The organism is Pedobacter sp., from assembly GCF_965249885.1.
Lineage (GTDB): Bacteria > Bacteroidota > Bacteroidia > Sphingobacteriales > Sphingobacteriaceae > Pedobacter.
This window is the reverse complement of sequence record NZ_OZ252254.1, coordinates 1641508-1658630: the sequence shown is the minus strand read 5'-3', so window position 1 is coordinate 1658630 and position 17123 is coordinate 1641508. Positions and strand designations below refer to the sequence as shown.

Genomic DNA, 17123 nt, shown 5'->3' with positions numbered 1-17123 from the left:
TTTGTAATAGCAAATTTGCTTAAGCGTGTTGCTCTTCGTGAACGCCTTCAGCAAATTCTTCCACCATTTTGTCGTTAAAAGCTGGAATATCTTCAGGGCTACGACTGGTTACTAAACCTTGGTCTACCACCACCTCTTCATCTACCCACTGTGCGCCAGCATTCATCAAATCTTTCTTAATGGAGGCGTAAGAAGTCATTTTCCTTCCTTCAACTACTTCGGCATTAATTAACGTTTGTGGGCCATGGCAAATTGCCGCCACAGGTTTGCCTTTTTTGAAGAAATCCCTCACAAAAGCTACGGCGTTTTCATTAGCACGCAAAGCGTCGGGATTAATCACACCGCCTGGTAACAGTAAACCATCAAAGTCGTTCACGTTTACCTCTTCAACGATGTTGTCCACTTCAATTTCTTTGCTCCACTGATGATCTTTCATAGCTTTAATGCTACCTTTTTTTGAAGAGATGATACGTACATTAGCACCCTCTTCTTTTAACCTATTTAGTGGTTCAAATAATTCTGATTCTTCGAAGCCATTCTCAGATAGAATAGCGATGTTTTTATTGCTTAACTTTCCCATTTTTCTTTATGTATTTAATAAAACAATCTTTATAAATACAAAAACTTTAAAGGGTTTGTTTTGGGAAATTGAGCACGCTTTCGCTATTATTAATCGTTAGTTCTCTTATGTCTCAAAAAATAAAAGACCAAGTTACACGCAATAACGACATGGTTGATAAGATTTGCAACAAGCCCGTAATAGTTATTAAAAATTTGAAATCGTTCTTTTAGGCTTTCGCTATGTTTTTTCTTGCTTATGCCGCCAACTAAGTACTTGGCAACGTATAAATGGGTATTAACAATGCTAGAGGCTTTTTTAGCAATTTTGATGATCCAGTCGATATCAGCACTGTATTTATAAGTTAAGTTGTAGGGCTCAGTTAAACTGCGTCTAATGTAAATGGCTTGGTGACTAATGCTCATTCCATATTTAAAACTGCGCCAAGTAAAAGTCTCCGGTGCCTGATGCCTTCTCCTTCCCAAACTTTTCCAATTTTCATCGTACATTTCCGTTTCGCCGTAATAAATGTCGGCATTAGGAGCAGTAGCAAAAACCCTTTCCACGGTAGCGGGATCATAAATTTCATCTCCAGAATTCATGAATAATACGTAATCGCCGGTAGCTAATGCCAAACCTTTATTCATTGCGTCGTATATGCCACTATCTTTTTCAGAAACTAATTTTGCTAAACGATCCTCGTGTTTTTTAATGATTGCCAAAGTGCCATCCGTAGAAGCGCCATCAATTACAATGTATTCGATGTTGCCATACGTTTGGTTTAAAACCGATAGCATGGTACGCTCAATGTCCTTTGCGTTGTTGTAAACGATGGTGATGACGGAAAGTTTAGGAAACATAGTGCAATTTTAAGAATAATGATGCTGAATTTAGTCTGGCAATTAAACGTTATTTTAAATCTAACTTTACATCAGAATTCAACCTGCCAATAGGATAACGCATAAAAGTAGGCTCATAATAATCAGAATTTTTGTAGATAAATTCTAGCTGCGCATAAGCGTTATTATTCAAATCCGGATTTTTCACTTTTTCTAACGCTAGTTTTTCTTTTAAAGATGGATTAGTTTGAAGGAATTTGGCGGCCGTATCTTCGAAAACATAAGATGAAAAATGCTCTTTCTGTCCCAAAACCGAGTCGAAAAAATTCCAATTGAAAAAGGAATCCGGTGCTTGCGGCTCCAAGGTTTCTATCAAGTATCTGTTGCTTGGCTGGTTGGCGAATACTACGAAATCTCCGGCATAAAAATTAAGGGTTTGAATTTGTGGCACTACCTTCACCGCCGAGTGCAAATAATGTCCCTCAAATGGCTTTTGCGCCGTTTTCATATCGGCAATGTAATACATCTCCAATGAGAGCTCGGTATCATTTTTGAGCTGCCGCACTTTCACATTGTTCAGTTTCAAAAGCTCAATCACCTTTGTCCAGGCTTTTGGGATAATGTATGCGACGGGCTTTTCTACGGTTAAAGCTGGTTCGAAATTATTCCACTGCTTAATACTTTTAGTATAAGGTTCGTTTCTATCATAATATAATCTGTTTAAACCACTAACCTCACTTGGTTTATACTTTGCTGCATAACCCTTAAATTCAATTTCATCGAACTTATTTTTGTTCAGCTTCCAATCTAGCACAAAGCTTTTTTGCCTACTTACCTGTTCTTTCGCTTTAGCTACGGCTTCACCTATCATTTTGGCATCTTTGTTCACCAAATCAACGTAAGTTTGCAATAAATTGTAGGTTGCAGCCACACGTTTATCAAAAGGTTTCAGCATGTGCGTTTCGGGCATAAAACCGATAGTGTTGTGCAACGCTGCATATCCAGTGCTATACCGTGGGCCTTCCATAAATCCAGTAATACCCTCATCAGGCGTTTCACCAATCGAATTTACATAAGGAATTAGCTCAAAACCTTTGCCTTTCATGGCGCTATAAAGATAAGGCAGCATCTTTTCGGTGAGATAGTCTGCAAGGGTAGCATTTAATTTGTCCTTTTGCGTAGGGATTAAAGTCATGGTATATTGGTAATCCGCACCGTTGCTGGTATGTGTATCTACAAAAATTTCGGGTTGCCAAATGTTAAATATCTGCTGAAAAGTAGCTGAATTTTTGGAATCAGTTTTGATGAAATCGCGGTTCAAATCGTAATTTTTGCTATTGCCTCTAAAGCCGTAAGCAATGGGTCCGTTTTGGTTGGCCCTTGAAGTGCCAGTGCGGTTAAAACTACCATCGATATTATAAACTGGAATAATGCAGATGGTGACATTGTTAGGCAGGCTTCCATTTTTTAGCAGATCTCTAGCTAACATCATGCTGGCATCAATGCCTTCGGGTTCACCAGGATGAATGCCATTGTTTATTAGCAAAACCCTCTTATTGTTTAACTTACTTTGTTTGGCCTCAAACCATCCATTTTTATTTAGCACGAGTAAATGGAGTGGTTTGCCAAAATCAGTACTGCCATAACGCAATAATTTGGCCTGTTTAGGGAATGATTTAGCTAAAGCAGTATAGTAGCTAATCGCTTCATCATAAGTGGTAGTTTCCGTTTTTCCACTTTTTTCGAAAGGAGTTAACTGTCCAAAAGCACTTAATGTACTAAATGCAAAAAGCAAACTTAAATTTATCCGCATCATTTGATGATTTGAGGATAAAAATAGCTTTTTGTTTTACAAGAAGTACATTATCTCAAAAGGAAAACAAATTATCTGATTGATTTAGATGTTAGGCCTTTAGGACCAAAGGTATATTTAAAACCTACGGAGAGGAAATTGTAAATATCTGGAGCACTGCCTAGATTTCTACGAGGGCCTTTGGTGTCATCATAACCGTCTAACCCTTCTCCAAATGTTATGTTAGCTTGGTAATTGAAGTTAAGAATGTATCGGATATCTCCCCATCCATCAGGGAAATAAAAATCAATACCAACATTAATAGGAATGGCGAAATTAGGTTTGTCATCGGCTAAAGCGAAGGCATAACCTGTTTTAGACTGTATTTTTATGTTAGTCACATTGTTCTGGATCATCCCAAAACCCGTACCCAAATAAAAACCTTTAGTATAGTTTAAAAAATCGCTATAATAAAAATCTGTAAACTCACCGGCTCTCACCTTTACATTTGCATTAAACGCAAGGTAAGAATTAGAAAAAGCTCTTTCGTAATCGTCAGGTCCAGCTTTTAAGGTTCCCTTTTGCACCTCTAAACCAGCAGTAATAAAAGGAGTGAAATGATAATCTAGATTCCCAACATATCCTACAGATATTGATGGTTTGGTGATATCGGCAAAAGGTATGGTGCCACCTGCACCACCACCTAAACTCAACCTATAAAAATTTGATTGGCCAAACGCAGTAGCCGTTAAAAAGATCAATAATATAGCTAAGTATCGTTTTTTCAAGTTGTTATAAATTAAGTGCTTGCTCTACAAAAGTATAATCTTTAATCAAAAAAATAAACAATATCTTTGAATTTATGCAAGATATGAAAATAAACGCTGATTCTACAACCAGAAGGTTTATAGAGTATGTTAAAATAGATACGCAATCTGATGCTTCTTCGACTACTATTCCTTCAACAGCTAAACAAAAAAACTTAGGCAAGCTACTGGTTAGTGAGTTATTGGATTTAGGTTTAGCAGATGCGCATTTAGACGAATATGGCTACGTTTATGCCACCATTCCTTCAACAACAAACAAAAAAGTTCCGGTAATTTGTTTTTGTTCCCACATGGATACATCGCCTGATAGCAGCGGCGAAAACGTAAAGCCTATTATCCATCAAAATTATCAAGGGCAAGATTTGATTTTGCCGGATGATCCGTCGGTGGTTTTAAGGATGGATGAGCACAGAGATTTAAAAAATCAAATCGGGAATGATATCATTACTGCTAGTGGCACTACACTTTTAGGTGCCGATAATAAAGCTGGTGTAGCCGAAATTATGGAGGCTGCAACTTACTTGGTACAAAACCCGCAAATTAAACATGGTGTAATTAAAATTTTGTTTACCCCTGATGAGGAAATTGGGCGTGGGGTAGATAAAGTTGATCTTAATAAGTTAGGCGCCGATTTTGCCTATACTATTGATGGTGAAACATTAGGATCTATCGAAGATGAAACTTTCTCTGCCGACGGAGCCAAGTTGGTTATTAATGGCGTAAGTGCCCATCCTGGTTTTGCCAAAGGAAAAATGGAAAGTGCGATTAAAATTTTAGCGGAAATTATCGACGCCCTGCCAAAGGATTTAACTCCTGAAACAACATCGAAGAAGGAAGGCTTTATTCATCCTGTTGGTATGAGTGGTAACGTTGAGCATGCAGAAGCGAGCTTTATTTTGCGTGATTTTGATAATACGTTATTGAAAGCCCATGGCGATACATTAGAGCAAACCGTAAAAAGTGTGATGGATCGCTATCCAAAATCTAGCTACACATTGACCATTAAGGAGCAGTACCGTAATATGAAAGCGGTGCTTGATCAGTACCCAGAAATTATGGAGAATGGCATTGAGGCCCTAAAAAGAGCTGGCCTTAACCCTGTAACACGTAGCATACGCGGTGGTACAGATGGCTCCCGTTTGTCATTTATGGGTTTACCTTGTCCGAATATTTTTACTGGCGGTCATGCTTTTCATGGTAAGCAAGAATGGGTGGCCGTACAGGATATGGTAAAAGCAGTTGAAACTATTGTACATTTAGTACAGGTATGGGAAGAAAGGAATTAGTTAACGGATAACGATTTTAGGTTTACGATTTGCTCACTTTGACTATGCGTTAATGCTTTTCAATCGTAATTCGTAACACTAAAATCTTAACTTACAGCGTAAGTTGTGCCAAGTATTGATCGTTTTCGTCTACATAAACAATGTTGCAATTCCAGCCATACTGCTTACATAGGCGCTTCAACGTAGTTGGATCAATATAAAGCCAATTAAACCAGCTGCCCTTTTGCTTCTTATATTCGTAGCAGTAGCTAATCTCCCCAAAATAATGATCGGTAGGCATCGGCATATCTTCGTATAGGTAGGAAATGTCTGAGCTATCAAATAATAGTTGTCCGTTTGGATTAAGTAAGTTTTTGGCCCTTTGTAGAAAGTCTTCAAATCCTTGTAGTGTCCCAGTTAATCCAATTCCGTTCATCATAAAAAGTAGCGTGTCATATTTTTCGCCTACCTGAAAGAAGTCCTTTAGGAGTGGATTTTTAACGCCACGCTCTTTCATTATCCGAACTGCAATTGGAGAGATGTCAATAGCGGTTACGTTAAATTTACTATCCAAAATTATAGCGTGACTACCTACTCCTGCCCCAACATCTAATATTTTTCCTTGGCACAGTTGTATCGCTTTAAGTTCTATTTCAGGCATTTCTTCCTTATTCCTGAAAAAAACGTCTACCGGCATCTCCTCTGGTTCATCGTATGAGTTATGAAGCCATAAAACTTCGGCTTTGCCAGCAGTGTAAAAATCAAAAAGGGCATTTCCGTAAATATCCATTTTCAAAGATACGGAAACGCCCTTTATAAAATTTGTGCAAAAAGCTTATGCTTTAATTTGCTGTGCTTTGTCTTTCACCATGTCAGCTACATCAGCTAGCTTGTCTTTTGATTTGTCGAATAAATCGCAAAACCAATCACCAATTTTGCTTTTCATATGGCTGTCTTTATCCGATGAGATTACTAATGCTACTACGGCGCCTAAAGCTATCCCCGCTAAAACACCACCTAATATCTTTGTTTGCTTTGTCATAATTAAAATTCTTTATTTATTAAAAAACGGAGGCAGGGCAGTATTGTTTTTGGGATTTGATAAAAAGTAAAGATATTCAGTTTGGTACGGAGACTTTATTGGTGAAATTCAATATTGAAGTTTTAAGAAGAGGCGTCGGCTATATAAGGATTGGAAAGATGAAAAGGTCTAATTGCTAAAGTTATGTTAATTGAAAAGCCTCTAAGTGGATTCTCAAAAACAGAAATAAAAAAAATTTGCATTATTATATAAATTCATTTAAACTTGTTCTTACATCTGTCTCCAAAAAATCTACTGTTGTTGGCGGATCAAACTATTAAAAACCTATTCTATGAAAAATCATCTTATTCCAGCCATTAAATTATTTGGCGAGTTTCTCTCAAAATCAGCTTTTTTTCTAGGCTTCGCCGACTACAGCGTCAAGTATTGATTTTTTTTCTCACTGTATAGTAACTTTTATTTAAGGCAAAGCTTTTTCGGCATTCGCATATTTAAATATTGAAGTTTTCCAGCAGAGAAGATTAAAAATTTTCTGTAAAAACCCCACATCTAACTATAAACTATGAAACGAGTAAATCTTTATGCAATAGGAATTTTTACGGCTATGCTTTTTTTCTCCGATAAGGAGCTAAATGCACAGGCTGAATATCCAAAAGTAAATATTGCATCACCTAACGCAGCGTCTTTGGGTAAATTTGTTGATATCCCTGTTAACTATCATATCAGTATACCTCTAGTTAACATCCCCCTTTATGTTTTTAAAGAAGATTCTATTGAGCTCCCCATTTCTTTAAGCTATTACGCTGGCGGTATAAAGGTAGCTAAGATGGCCAGTTGGGTTGGAACATGCAGTGGGCTATTAATTGCAAAGTTGGTAGAAGTTATTGTATCTGATTGCACATCTAATTAAACTAAGAAAAGAGATGAGAAAAAAGATATTAATAACCACAACTATTTTAATTTCAATCGTAAGCTCTGTAAATGCCCAGCAGTCGTCGAAAGTAGTAGACGTTCCTGCGCCACCGCAAACAACAGCGTTATTTAAAGCTGTAGCGGCGCCAGTTTCGTACTATACAGGACAGCCTGATGTGACCATTCCAATTTATACAATCTTGCAAGATGGCGTTACGATTCCTATTAGCATTTCATTCAACACAAGCGGCATTTTTGTAAATGAAGAGGCAACTGCAATAGGTTTAGGAATAAGGCTAAACTGGGGAGGATCGATAATTAGAAGTGCAAACGGGAGACCAGACGAGAGAGGACTTTTTTTAGAGCAGTATAAAATAAACGAATTAACGGAGGATCTGCCTAAAAACTACAACTTATATGGGCCTGCGCCTGCTGTTTTGACATACCCCTATTGGACTTATCCAAACAGTTTGGACCTATATAAGAAACGTGGAGAAATTTACCATAATGTAAACACTTTTAATAATCCATATAAGGAAGGCAGTGGGATTCTTGTTACTGATTTAAGGCCCGATGATTTTCATTACAATATACTTGGTAATAGCGGGCTTTTTAAATTTAACCAATCGTCAGCTAAATTCATAACGTTTCCATTGGACGATATAAAAATTGAAAAATCAATTTCAGGAGGCATTCTTCAACGATTTGCCATAACCACTAACGATGGGGTTAAGGTCATTTTAGGTGACGATGCAAAAGAATATACTAAAGAATTATTTACGCCTTTTGATCAAAGCTGGTTTGTCAAGAAAATAGTAACCACAAAAAGCAGCGAAATCAATTTTGAATATCTACCTAATACTTATGAAAAGCAACATGATTATACACGTGAATATCGAGTTCCTTATCCTAGCGGAGGATATTCTGAAGAAGGCGGTGGTGGATCCTACTTTGTTACTGAACAATTATTGCAAACAGTGCGTTTTAAGCAAGGCTATCTAATGTTTGTTTATGTTAGGGACCGATCAGATTTAAACCTCACCTCTTCTAATTATCCAAATGCGGGCCTGCCCGCTCCTAGGCTCAGCGAAATTGTTTTATATAACGAAAATAATGTAAAGCTGAAAAGTTTTAAATTTCATCAAAGTTATTTTACCTCAGGTTCTAGTGATAAAGATGGTAACAGACTTAAACTCGATTCCATATCGATTAATGACTCGGGATCCAATGTTGTCGAAAGATATAGGTTTGAGTATTATACCGCCGCACAAATCCCAAATAAAAAAAGTCTCGGAAGAGACCACTGGGGGTACTATAATGGCGCTGACTATAATCAATCTTTAATTCCGTCATCTCTAATTCCCTTGGAAAGTAATGGCTTTAAACCGCTAAGTTACTCCAGTTACAATACTAGAGAGATTAATTCTTCAACGAATAAAATTTTTACTATAAAAAAAATAAAATTTCCCTCTGGAGGGGAAAGAGAATTTGTTTTTGAAGATAACAAAGTTAGTTGGCATGAATTGTTCTCAAAAATGAAAGATATTTCCAATGATGGATTCAATGTATTTGCCCAAGAAACTACGATTAGGGGCCAAACATTAGTAGACTGTTTTCCAGCTCCAAATCAAGTTAATAATAATGGCACACAAAAAACTGTTTATTCAAATGAATTTAATGTGAAAGACTTCAATGACTTGATGACTGGAGAGCCCGGCCTTTTTATAGAAACAACTTTTATTAATCCCAAAGTAACAGTTTCGCAACTCAACTTGTGGGCATACAGAATAGATTTTGGATTGCAAAAGAAAGAAGGAGAGGGATTTTCTGATTTTTATAATCTAGCAAGTTCTGACCGGAATAGCTATTCGGGAAATGTGTTAAGAGCGAAGCTTCCTTATTTGTCCGATGGAACATATAGGCTATATGTAAGAATGACCACACCGCCCGCTTATATTATGAATACTTGGTACGATCAGTATGGCAACACTGTTAGTTATGGACATAACACAACCGTGAAGTTGAGCTATAGAACAAAAAACTTCAGTGATATTAGAGTCGGTGGCCTTAGAATTAGAGAGATTATTGACAGGGATAAAAAGAACGAGTATAAAACTTTATATGAGTACACGGCAGACGGTAACTATCCTTCAGGTCATACTTTAAATATTCCAGAATATAAGGAATATATTATTGGTACTCAAGCCGGAGGGACAAAGCCGTATTATGGATATAGAATTTCTTCGAATCCGGTATTTTCCGTTACTAAAACCCAAGGCAATGTAGTTGGCTACAGCAACGTATCTAAGTATATCATAAGTGAAGGGACGAAGATAAAAGAGGAGTTTGGATACAGTTTTAAAAAAAGCAATAGAGATGGTTATTTAAAAGAATATTACAGCGAAATGGAGCCGAGGACCTGGCAAAGTGGAAAGCTCTTGTATTCTAAGAAGTATAAAAATGATCAGCTTTTGGAAGAAGAAATTTTTGATTATCACGGAATGGATAATGAAACAGATAAAGGTTATACCGAAGAAATAAATACAAGCCTTATAGCTAGAGGTTACGATAGAATTGGGTTTGACGATAGTAAATATAGTATTGAGCCAGATCGGAGGTTTGATAATCCGATTGTAATGAATAATGTTAATCTACTAACCCCCTTATACGGTTTCGATAACTTTTCGGCGGTTTATGCAGAGAGAGTTGGAACTAACCTAAATTATAATGCTTGGGTCTCTCCTATGGCTAAGATTCCTTACTTCAAGTCGTATACTGGTTTTGATAAAATTAGGTCAAAAACAACTAGAAATTACGATGGAGGTATACCGATCATCCAACAAGAAAATTATTTTTATGAAAGTGTACCAACATCATTGGCACTTAGTAAAACCGAGACAATTACTTCTAATGATGAAGTACTAACTACAAAATTTTTATATCCTTCAGATCTAATCTCGGAGCCTTTTATGTCTCAACTCGTGTTAGATAATAGGATAAGTACACCAATTATCACACAAAAGTTCAAGAACAACAACAAAACATATGAAGAAAAGACGATATATACAAAGGACGAGTCTTCTGGTAATATTTTGTTGCCGAAATACTTTTACCAAGCTAATTTTCCTAATAACAACGTTGCTATACCCCTTATTGGAAATCTAGAAAAGACATTATCTTACGATAAGTACAATGCGTTCGGAAATATTTTGCAATATCATTTCGAAAGCGGCATGTATGTTACATTTTTATATAGCTATAATAATCAGTATCCTATAGCGGAGATTAAAAATGCGGATTTTGAAACAGTTTGTTCGGTTCTTGGTGGGCGGGCGGCAGTCGATGATTTTTCTGCTAGTAATCCAACCGATCAACAAATTAGAGCTTGGACTAAGTTGCTAAGAGATAGCGAATTATTGAGGAATTCCCAAGTTATGACCTACACCTATAAGCCCTTGGTAGGCATGACGAGCATGACCGATGCCAAGGGGATGACGACCTATTATGAGTACGACGGTTTCCAGCGGCTGCGGTTGGTCAGGGACCACAGGCAGAACATCGTAAAGACGTACTGCTACGGCTATGCCGGGCAGCCGATAAGCTGCGAGGAGGCGGCGAAGACCTACAGGAGCGCATCCAGGAGCCAGGCGTTCACCAGGAACAACTGTCCGTCCGGACAGGCCGGCTCGACGGTGACGTATACCGTGCCGGAGGGCGCCTATTCGGCCACCAGCCAGGCGTCCGCCGATGCGCTGGCCGCGGCGGACATTGCCGCCAACGGGCAGAACTATGCCAATGCCCAGGGGCAGTGCCTTGCCACGTTCAGCCTCGGCTATTCCGTTCCCAGCGGCAGGTCTTTCCTTCTGGAACTGAGGAACGTGTCCACCGGCCAGTACTATTCCTACTCCATATCTAACAACGGCTCTTATGCGATAACCGGCCTGCCGCAGGGCACCTATTCGGTATCGGTCAACGAATCCAACTACCAGGGGCGCTACATGTTCTACCTTGGCGGCAAGTCTATGGCGGGCACCCGTGTAGGCTTCCCGGAGATGGCTTTCACCTCCTACCAATATCTGTACGTTACGCCGTACTGACCAATATCAATACAACATTAAGTCGTACCAAAAAACATCCCCAATGAAAACATACCACCTATCCATACCAACCTTGGCCCTTCTGCTAATCGGGCAGCTGACGTACGCCCAAACCCCCTCTGCCACGCAGAACTACGTGATGGAGACGTTGGTAAAGGTACCTGGGAAGACTACTGTCGCTTCCCTGAGCGGCCTTACTGTGGGCCAGGCCAACCGGACGATCCAATATTTTGACGGCCTTGGCCGGCCGCTGCAGACGGTGACCTGGCAGGGCAGCCCCACCGGAAAAGATCTGGTACAGGTTTTCGAATACGATGCCCTTGGGCGTGAGGCGAAGAAGTACCTTCCCTATGCCGAGCAGACGGCTGGCGACGGGGGCTATAAGCCCACCGGCATCACCACGCAGGGGCAGTACTACCAACCCTCCGGCGGGTGGGACGCGAACGTGGTGAAGACCCCCAGCCCCTACAGCATCACGGTTTTCGAGCCGAGCCCACTGAACCGAGTGGTGAAGCAGGGCTTCCCGGGCACGGCATGGCAGCCCTCGGCCGGGGCTGCCGACGACCATACGGTCCGTACGGCCTACGGCACCAATTCGGCAAACGAGGTGAAGCTGTGGAGCATCAACGGCGCCGGCAACGGCGCCACTTCCAGCTATTACCAGCCCGGCAGGCTCTATAAAACGACCATCGGGGACGAGAACTGGAAGGCCGCCGATGGGAATGCCGGCACTACCGAAGAGTACAGGGATTTTGATGGCAGGGTGGTGCTGAGGCGGACCTGGGAGACCAGCACAAAAAGCCTGAGTACGTACTATGTGTACGACGACCTGGGCAACCTCCGCTATGTGCTTCCCCCTGCGGTGAACGGGAACGGGCAGGACATCGGCAGCTTCGACGAGACGCAGGCGGTGTTCGACCAGTCCATCTACGGCTACCGCTATGATGGCAGGCGCAGACTGGTGGAGAAGAAGATACCGGGCAGGGGCTGGGAGTACATGGTCTACAACAGGCTTGACCAGCTGGTGCTCAGCCAGGACGCCAACCAAAGGGCGGGCAACCAGTGGTCGTTCACCAAGTACGACGCCCTTGGGCGTACGGTAACGACCGGCATGTTCGCCACGGCCGTTCCCAGACAGCGGACGTATATGCAGGCCGAAGTGGATGCCGAGAGCGACGGTACCGCTCCCGACCATCCCCTGTGGGAGGGCAGGCCCGCCAATGGGGACTATACCGATGTTTCCTACCCGAGGCATTCCGAATATGCCTACACCAGGCTTACGGTGAGCTACTACGACCGGTACGACTTCCCCGGCTCGGCAACGCCACAGTACCAGTATGTGGGAAAGAGCGATATGACAAGGGGACTTGCCACCGGCAGCCTGACCAATGTGCTTGGCACCGGTGACAGCCTGCTGGGCATCATCTACTATGACAACTATGGGAGGGTGAAGAAAACCTTCGTGCAGCACTACAAGGGCGGTGCGGTCAGCGCCAACAGCTACGACGAGGTGGACAACGTGTGGGATTTCGACGGCACGCTGGCCTCTACCGAACGGATCCACCACGTGGACGGATCGGCCGCCACCACCATCTCCACCGTACAGAACTACGACCACATGGGGCGTCCGAGGATCACCGCCCACAGCATCAACGGTGCGGCACCTACGGTGGTCAGCGAGAGCTTGTACAACGAGATCGGGCAGCTGAGGCAGAAGAAACTACATAACGGCATACAGTCTACGGCCTACAGCTACAACGAGCGGGGCTGGCTGCGGAACAGCACCAGTAGCGAATTCTCCATGGAACTGAAGTACGATAACGGCACGCTTCCGCAGTACAACAGCAACATCTCGGGGCAGGCGTACACCAACGGTACGTCCAACAGCTTCGCCTATGGCTACGACAGGCTGAACAGGCTGCTGAACGCTACGGCCACTGGCATGGCCGAGCAGCTGGTCTACGATGTGATGGGCAATATTACCAGCCTCAATAGGGACAACACCGGGGCAAGGGCATACAGTTATGTGGGCAACAGGCTGCAGTCGGTAGCGGGGCTTACGGGCAGCTACGGCTACGATGCCAACGGCAACGCCACCACCGATGGCCGCACGGGCACAACGCTGTCCTACAACCACCTTAACCTTCCGCAGGCGGCAAACAGGTCGGGGCTAAGCATGTCCTACACCTACGATGCCACGGGACGGAAGCTCCGGAAGGTGTCCACTACCAACGCTACTGAAACGACGGACTATGTGGACGGGATCCAGTATGTCAATGGCGTGATCGACTTCATCCAGATGCCCGAGGGCGTTGCGCTGAACAGCGGCGGCAGCTACAGCTATAGATATAATCTTTCGGACCACCTTGGAAATGTGCGGACAACTTTCGATATTTACAACGGTGCTGTGCGGATATTGCAGCGAGACGACTACTATGCCTTTGGGCTGAGGAAGGCGGCGGTTGGGGGAACGAACAAATACCTCTACAACGGCAAGGAGCTGCAGGACGAACTGGGGCAGTACGATTACGGGGCGAGGTTCTATGATCCGATAATCGGAAGGTGGAATGCGGTGGATCCACTGGCTGAATTAATGCGAAGGCATTCACCGTACAACTATGCCTTCAACAACCCTATACGATTTACGGATCCTGATGGGATGGCGCCTGAAGATAGAAGCCACACGCGTACGTTTGAGGAAAGTGCAGATGCAGATGCGCAAAAAATGATGGATGGACAGCACTTTTTCGACTCTCAGATTGCTGTACAGGATCCGGATAAAAAGAAAAAGAAAAATAATGCTTTTATTCTAGCTGGGGCGGTCACAGAAAGTGAAGTAGTTGAAACAACTGTTTCAACAGCATTAAGAGCAGGAGCGTCTAGATTAATTTATGGTCTACTAGGTGTGCTGTTTCTATCAGGAGACAATGAGTCTGCAGCGGTAAGGCAGCAGAAATTTAGCCAACAAATAGTCGATTATCTTAATGAGGGAGATACGGAAGCTTTTTTGGCAGCGGTGGCAAATTGGAACACACAACCAAAAAACCAGCAAAACAAAATTGTATTCAGATATATGGCCGAAGCAGAGTATGGTAATATATACACTACAGGCGATGGGAAAAGTTATTTATTGCCATTCGATAGAAATGGTACATTTTCTAATAAATACATTACCCCCGATGTGTATTTATCTAGTAGAGGAGCTCAATCTAAATTGGCTCTCCCTAATGCGCCGCAGTTGGCAGTTTTTACCTTTGAGTCATTTATACTTCAAACAAAATCCCCTTCCGGACCAGGTGTTTATTCAACTGCTCGTCCTAAATATGGTCAGCCTGGAGGGGGTAGAGAGGCCATAATTTCCCAACCCTTTCCTGTAATTGGGGGGTTCAAATTAAAAAAATAATAGATGCTTAATTATAACATATACAGCCATATTAGTAATAATGAATTTCTAGAAATAGAAAAGCAATTGATTCCAATACAAGAGATAATGATCAATAAGCTAAGTCTATATGGTTGGAAACTAACTAATTCTATTAAAGAAAGTGATGCTTTGATTATTGATTTTATTCTTGATGACGGGTCATTTATAGGAAATATGGGACTTGTCTATATTGATAAACCCGATGAAGCTGTATTTTCTTTCTATGTTACCAAGAGCTACGATGAATTAGAGAATAGATATTTTGTAAAACATTTTATCTCAGAGAATGAAAGCCTAATTTTCTTTGAACAGAATATTTGCTTCGTATTAGATGAGGCAATAAAACTATATGAGCTATGGGATAAGAATTACATTCATGAAAATAATGTAAATTTCTAATAGATTACCGTCTTACAGTTGGCAGATGCGCTCTCTGGGCGCTCTCTGGGTTAAGTGTTCGCTATTTCGGCGGCCACTTAAATCCAAAGTTAAATCGAAGACTCCGTCTGGAAATAGAGTCCTAATGCAATCATTTACCACCTTGGAAATGTGCGCACAACTTTCCATATTTACAACAGTGCTGTGCGGATATTGCAGCGTGACGAAACTATGCCTTTGGACTGAGGAAAGTGGTGATTGGCGGGACGAACAATCCCGCACGTGCGGGATACAACGGCAAGGAACTGCAGGACGAACTGGGACAGTATGACTACGGCGCAAGGTTCTATGACCCGGTAATAGGGAGGTGGAATGTCGTGGATCCGTTGGCGGAAAAGATGAGAAGGCATTCCCCTTATAATTATGCTTTCAACAATCCTATAAGGTTTGTAGATCCAGATGGAATGGCGCCAATTGAAAGAGATAAAGATGGAAATATAATTGCAACACCCAATGATAAAGTGGATAAGAATAAGAATATGGAAACAAGAGATTTGGGTGGCGGAAATTCTTTGACTTTAAGCTATAACTATGTAAATATTTATGCTGATGATGGTACTGCGATAGAAGTTCAACAAGTCGTTGGTGCCGTTTATACTACAAAAGAAGGCTCAGTAGCAGTTAATATTTTAGCTAATCCGAGTCTTGCTAGTAACTGTCATGGTCTTGCTCTTGCCGATGGTAAATTTATTATTGATAATGATGCAGCCGCTAAAATTTTAGAACATGATTACACAGTAACGGATAAGGTTCAGAATGGCACAGTTGCTACTATTTCAGAAGGAGATCCAATTAAACAATCTGGTTCGCTGTGGCACTCAGCAAAAAATGAGAAAGACGGTTTTGTGCAAAAAAATGATATAGCAAAAGCGAGTTCAGGTAATACTTTAGAAGATGTTCGAAACTATAGTCCTACAGCGGCAGGCTCGTCATCATTATCTACGACTTTGTTTAATAAAAAAGGCCCCGACAAAATAATTAATACAAATGCAGGTACAGTTAAAGGGGGAGTAAGAATGTTGCCCAAAAAATGATTTTATGAAAAACTTGTTGTTATTTTTATTTCTTTTAGCACCTCTTGCTAAAAAAGGAGCATAAGTACATCATTAAACAGCACTCGCTTTCGTGTGGTTTGATAGATGGGAAGCCGTTATCTGGTTACAAAATCGCTTTATTGCCAATCTCTAAGGATAAAAAGAATGTGGGACTTTTGCTATGTCAATACCAATACGATAAAACATTCTCAGAATATTCAAATGACGAGAAAATTGAAATATTGGAAGAATTATTGTCTTTCGAAGGAGATACAAGTATTTGTGCCAAGGAAGTATGTAACTATGGCTCTAAATTTTATAAGCGTCCTCTAACTAAATTCTACACTACACAAATAGATGCGCTTTATCTTTTTACAGTTTTAACAGTTGCATCCTATTCACCCAATTATTGCCCATTTCCCGTTCTTTATGATAATCAAACGGGTGAAGAAATAAATAATGATCAAAAGAAAATCAGTAAAATATTTGAGATTTACAGAAAGTGGCTAAAAGAAAATAAAAGTAAAGGATTTGTCAATTACAATGTTCCACTGCGAGATAAAAGGTTTGAATGGTTTTCTACGCAGAAGAATTTTAATTACTACAAAGATGAATTTAAAATTGCGAAACTTGACCGTGCAGCGAGAGTTGTAGGCATATGTAAAGATTAGAAATCTGTGGTATGTAGTACGACTACGGCGCAAGGTTCTACGACCCGATTATTGGTAGGTGGAATGTGGTGGGCCCGTTGGCGGAGAAGATGCGGAGGTATAGTCCTTATAACTATGCGTTTAACAACCCGATCAGGTTTATCGACCCCGATGGAATGGCACCTTAGGTACCAGACGCGAATGGTAACCTTGTTGCTGAAGAAGGCGAGAATGCACTAACTTT

Annotated in this window: 13 protein-coding genes and 1 pseudogene; 8 read left to right on the top strand and 6 right to left on the bottom strand. The window is 41.3% G+C overall.

Translation table 11 applies throughout. The annotated features are described in order from the left end of the window. Window positions 1-19: 19 nt before the first annotated feature. The 4 genes from ACY2A0_RS06985 to ACY2A0_RS06970 form a co-directional block, all read right to left on the bottom strand. A complete protein-coding gene (locus tag ACY2A0_RS06985) occupies window positions 20-580 on the bottom strand; it encodes a type 1 glutamine amidotransferase domain-containing protein (protein WP_461788845.1) in 561 nt (186 codons plus the stop codon). A gap of 89 nt (window positions 581-669) precedes the next feature. After that, window positions 670-1419 carry a glycosyltransferase family 2 protein gene (locus ACY2A0_RS06980; RefSeq protein WP_461788844.1) on the bottom strand — a complete coding sequence of 250 codons (750 nt, stop codon included), beginning with the start codon at window positions 1417-1419 and terminating at the stop codon, window positions 670-672. A gap of 49 nt (window positions 1420-1468) precedes the next feature. Beyond that, window positions 1469-3214, bottom strand: a complete 1746-nt coding sequence (locus ACY2A0_RS06975) for a M14 family metallopeptidase (RefSeq protein ID WP_461788843.1) — start codon at window positions 3212-3214, stop codon at window positions 1469-1471. A 68-nt stretch (window positions 3215-3282) separates the two neighbouring features. Further along, window positions 3283-3978: a hypothetical protein gene (locus ACY2A0_RS06970; protein WP_461788842.1), complete on the bottom strand. Its 696-nt coding sequence runs from the start codon at window positions 3976-3978 to the stop codon at window positions 3283-3285. Between the two features lie 83 nt (window positions 3979-4061). On the opposite strand from ACY2A0_RS06970, the gene pepT reads away from it, so the two are divergent. Then, window positions 4062-5303, top strand: coding sequence for a peptidase T (gene pepT / locus ACY2A0_RS06965; RefSeq protein WP_461788841.1), 1242 nt, complete (start codon window positions 4062-4064; stop codon window positions 5301-5303). 91 nt (window positions 5304-5394) lie between these two features. Here pepT and ACY2A0_RS06960 read toward each other — a convergent pair whose 3' ends face one another. After that, window positions 5395-6072 carry a class I SAM-dependent methyltransferase gene (locus ACY2A0_RS06960; protein WP_461788840.1) on the bottom strand — a complete coding sequence of 226 codons (678 nt, stop codon included), beginning with the start codon at window positions 6070-6072 and terminating at the stop codon, window positions 5395-5397. Window positions 6073-6117: 45 nt separating this feature from the next. Further along, entirely contained in the window at window positions 6118-6324 is a 207-nt protein-coding gene (locus ACY2A0_RS06955) for a YtxH domain-containing protein (RefSeq protein ID WP_461788839.1), read from the bottom strand. 562 nt (window positions 6325-6886) lie between these two features. Between ACY2A0_RS06955 and ACY2A0_RS06950 the strand changes: the two genes are divergently transcribed. The 7 genes and pseudogenes from ACY2A0_RS06950 to ACY2A0_RS06920 all read left to right on the top strand — a co-directional run. Continuing rightward, complete coding sequence (locus tag ACY2A0_RS06950; protein ID WP_461788838.1) at window positions 6887-7234, top strand: hypothetical protein; 348 nt, start codon at window positions 6887-6889, stop codon at window positions 7232-7234. 13 nt (window positions 7235-7247) lie between these two features. Beyond that, window positions 7248-11333 (top strand): DUF5977 domain-containing protein, encoded by a 4086-nt coding sequence (locus ACY2A0_RS06945; RefSeq protein WP_461788837.1) that lies wholly within the window; start codon window positions 7248-7250, stop codon window positions 11331-11333. 43 nt (window positions 11334-11376) lie between these two features. After that, on the top strand, window positions 11377-14736 hold the full coding sequence (locus tag ACY2A0_RS06940) for a DUF6443 domain-containing protein (RefSeq protein WP_461791305.1): 3360 nt from the start codon (window positions 11377-11379) through the stop codon (window positions 14734-14736). A gap of 3 nt (window positions 14737-14739) precedes the next feature. Further along, window positions 14740-15156: a hypothetical protein gene (locus ACY2A0_RS06935; RefSeq protein WP_461788836.1), complete on the top strand. Its 417-nt coding sequence runs from the start codon at window positions 14740-14742 to the stop codon at window positions 15154-15156. Window positions 15157-15386: 230 nt separating this feature from the next. Beyond that, window positions 15387-16229, top strand: a complete 843-nt coding sequence (locus ACY2A0_RS06930) for an RHS repeat-associated core domain-containing protein (protein WP_461788835.1) — start codon at window positions 15387-15389, stop codon at window positions 16227-16229. Window positions 16230-16273: 44 nt separating this feature from the next. After that, a complete protein-coding gene (locus ACY2A0_RS06925) occupies window positions 16274-16900 on the top strand; it encodes a hypothetical protein (RefSeq protein ID WP_461791304.1) in 627 nt (208 codons plus the stop codon). A gap of 17 nt (window positions 16901-16917) precedes the next feature. Further along, window positions 16918-17064: pseudogene (locus ACY2A0_RS06920) on the top strand (RHS repeat-associated core domain-containing protein); the annotation flags it as partial. Between the last annotated feature and the right edge of the window lie 59 nt (window positions 17065-17123).

What these genes read in the sequence shown, in the direction of transcription:
- ACY2A0_RS06985 (WP_461788845.1), bottom strand. Translation starts at nt 580, where the DNA reads ATGGGAAAGTTAAGCAATAAAAACATCGCTATTCTATCTGAGAATGGC.
- ACY2A0_RS06980 (WP_461788844.1), bottom strand. Translation starts at nt 1,419, where the DNA reads ATGTTTCCTAAACTTTCCGTCATCACCATCGTTTACAACAACGCAAAG.
- ACY2A0_RS06975 (WP_461788843.1), bottom strand. Translation starts at nt 3,214, where the DNA reads ATGATGCGGATAAATTTAAGTTTGCTTTTTGCATTTAGTACATTAAGT.
- pepT (WP_461788841.1), top strand. Translation starts at nt 4,062, where the DNA reads ATGAAAATAAACGCTGATTCTACAACCAGAAGGTTTATAGAGTATGTT.
- ACY2A0_RS06960 (WP_461788840.1), bottom strand. Translation starts at nt 6,072, where the DNA reads ATGGATATTTACGGAAATGCCCTTTTTGATTTTTACACTGCTGGCAAA.
- ACY2A0_RS06955 (WP_461788839.1), bottom strand. Translation starts at nt 6,324, where the DNA reads ATGACAAAGCAAACAAAGATATTAGGTGGTGTTTTAGCGGGGATAGCT.
- ACY2A0_RS06950 (WP_461788838.1), top strand. Translation starts at nt 6,887, where the DNA reads ATGAAACGAGTAAATCTTTATGCAATAGGAATTTTTACGGCTATGCTT.
- ACY2A0_RS06945 (WP_461788837.1), top strand. Translation starts at nt 7,248, where the DNA reads ATGAGAAAAAAGATATTAATAACCACAACTATTTTAATTTCAATCGTA.
- ACY2A0_RS06940 (WP_461791305.1), top strand. Translation starts at nt 11,377, where the DNA reads ATGAAAACATACCACCTATCCATACCAACCTTGGCCCTTCTGCTAATC.
- ACY2A0_RS06935 (WP_461788836.1), top strand. Translation starts at nt 14,740, where the DNA reads ATGCTTAATTATAACATATACAGCCATATTAGTAATAATGAATTTCTA.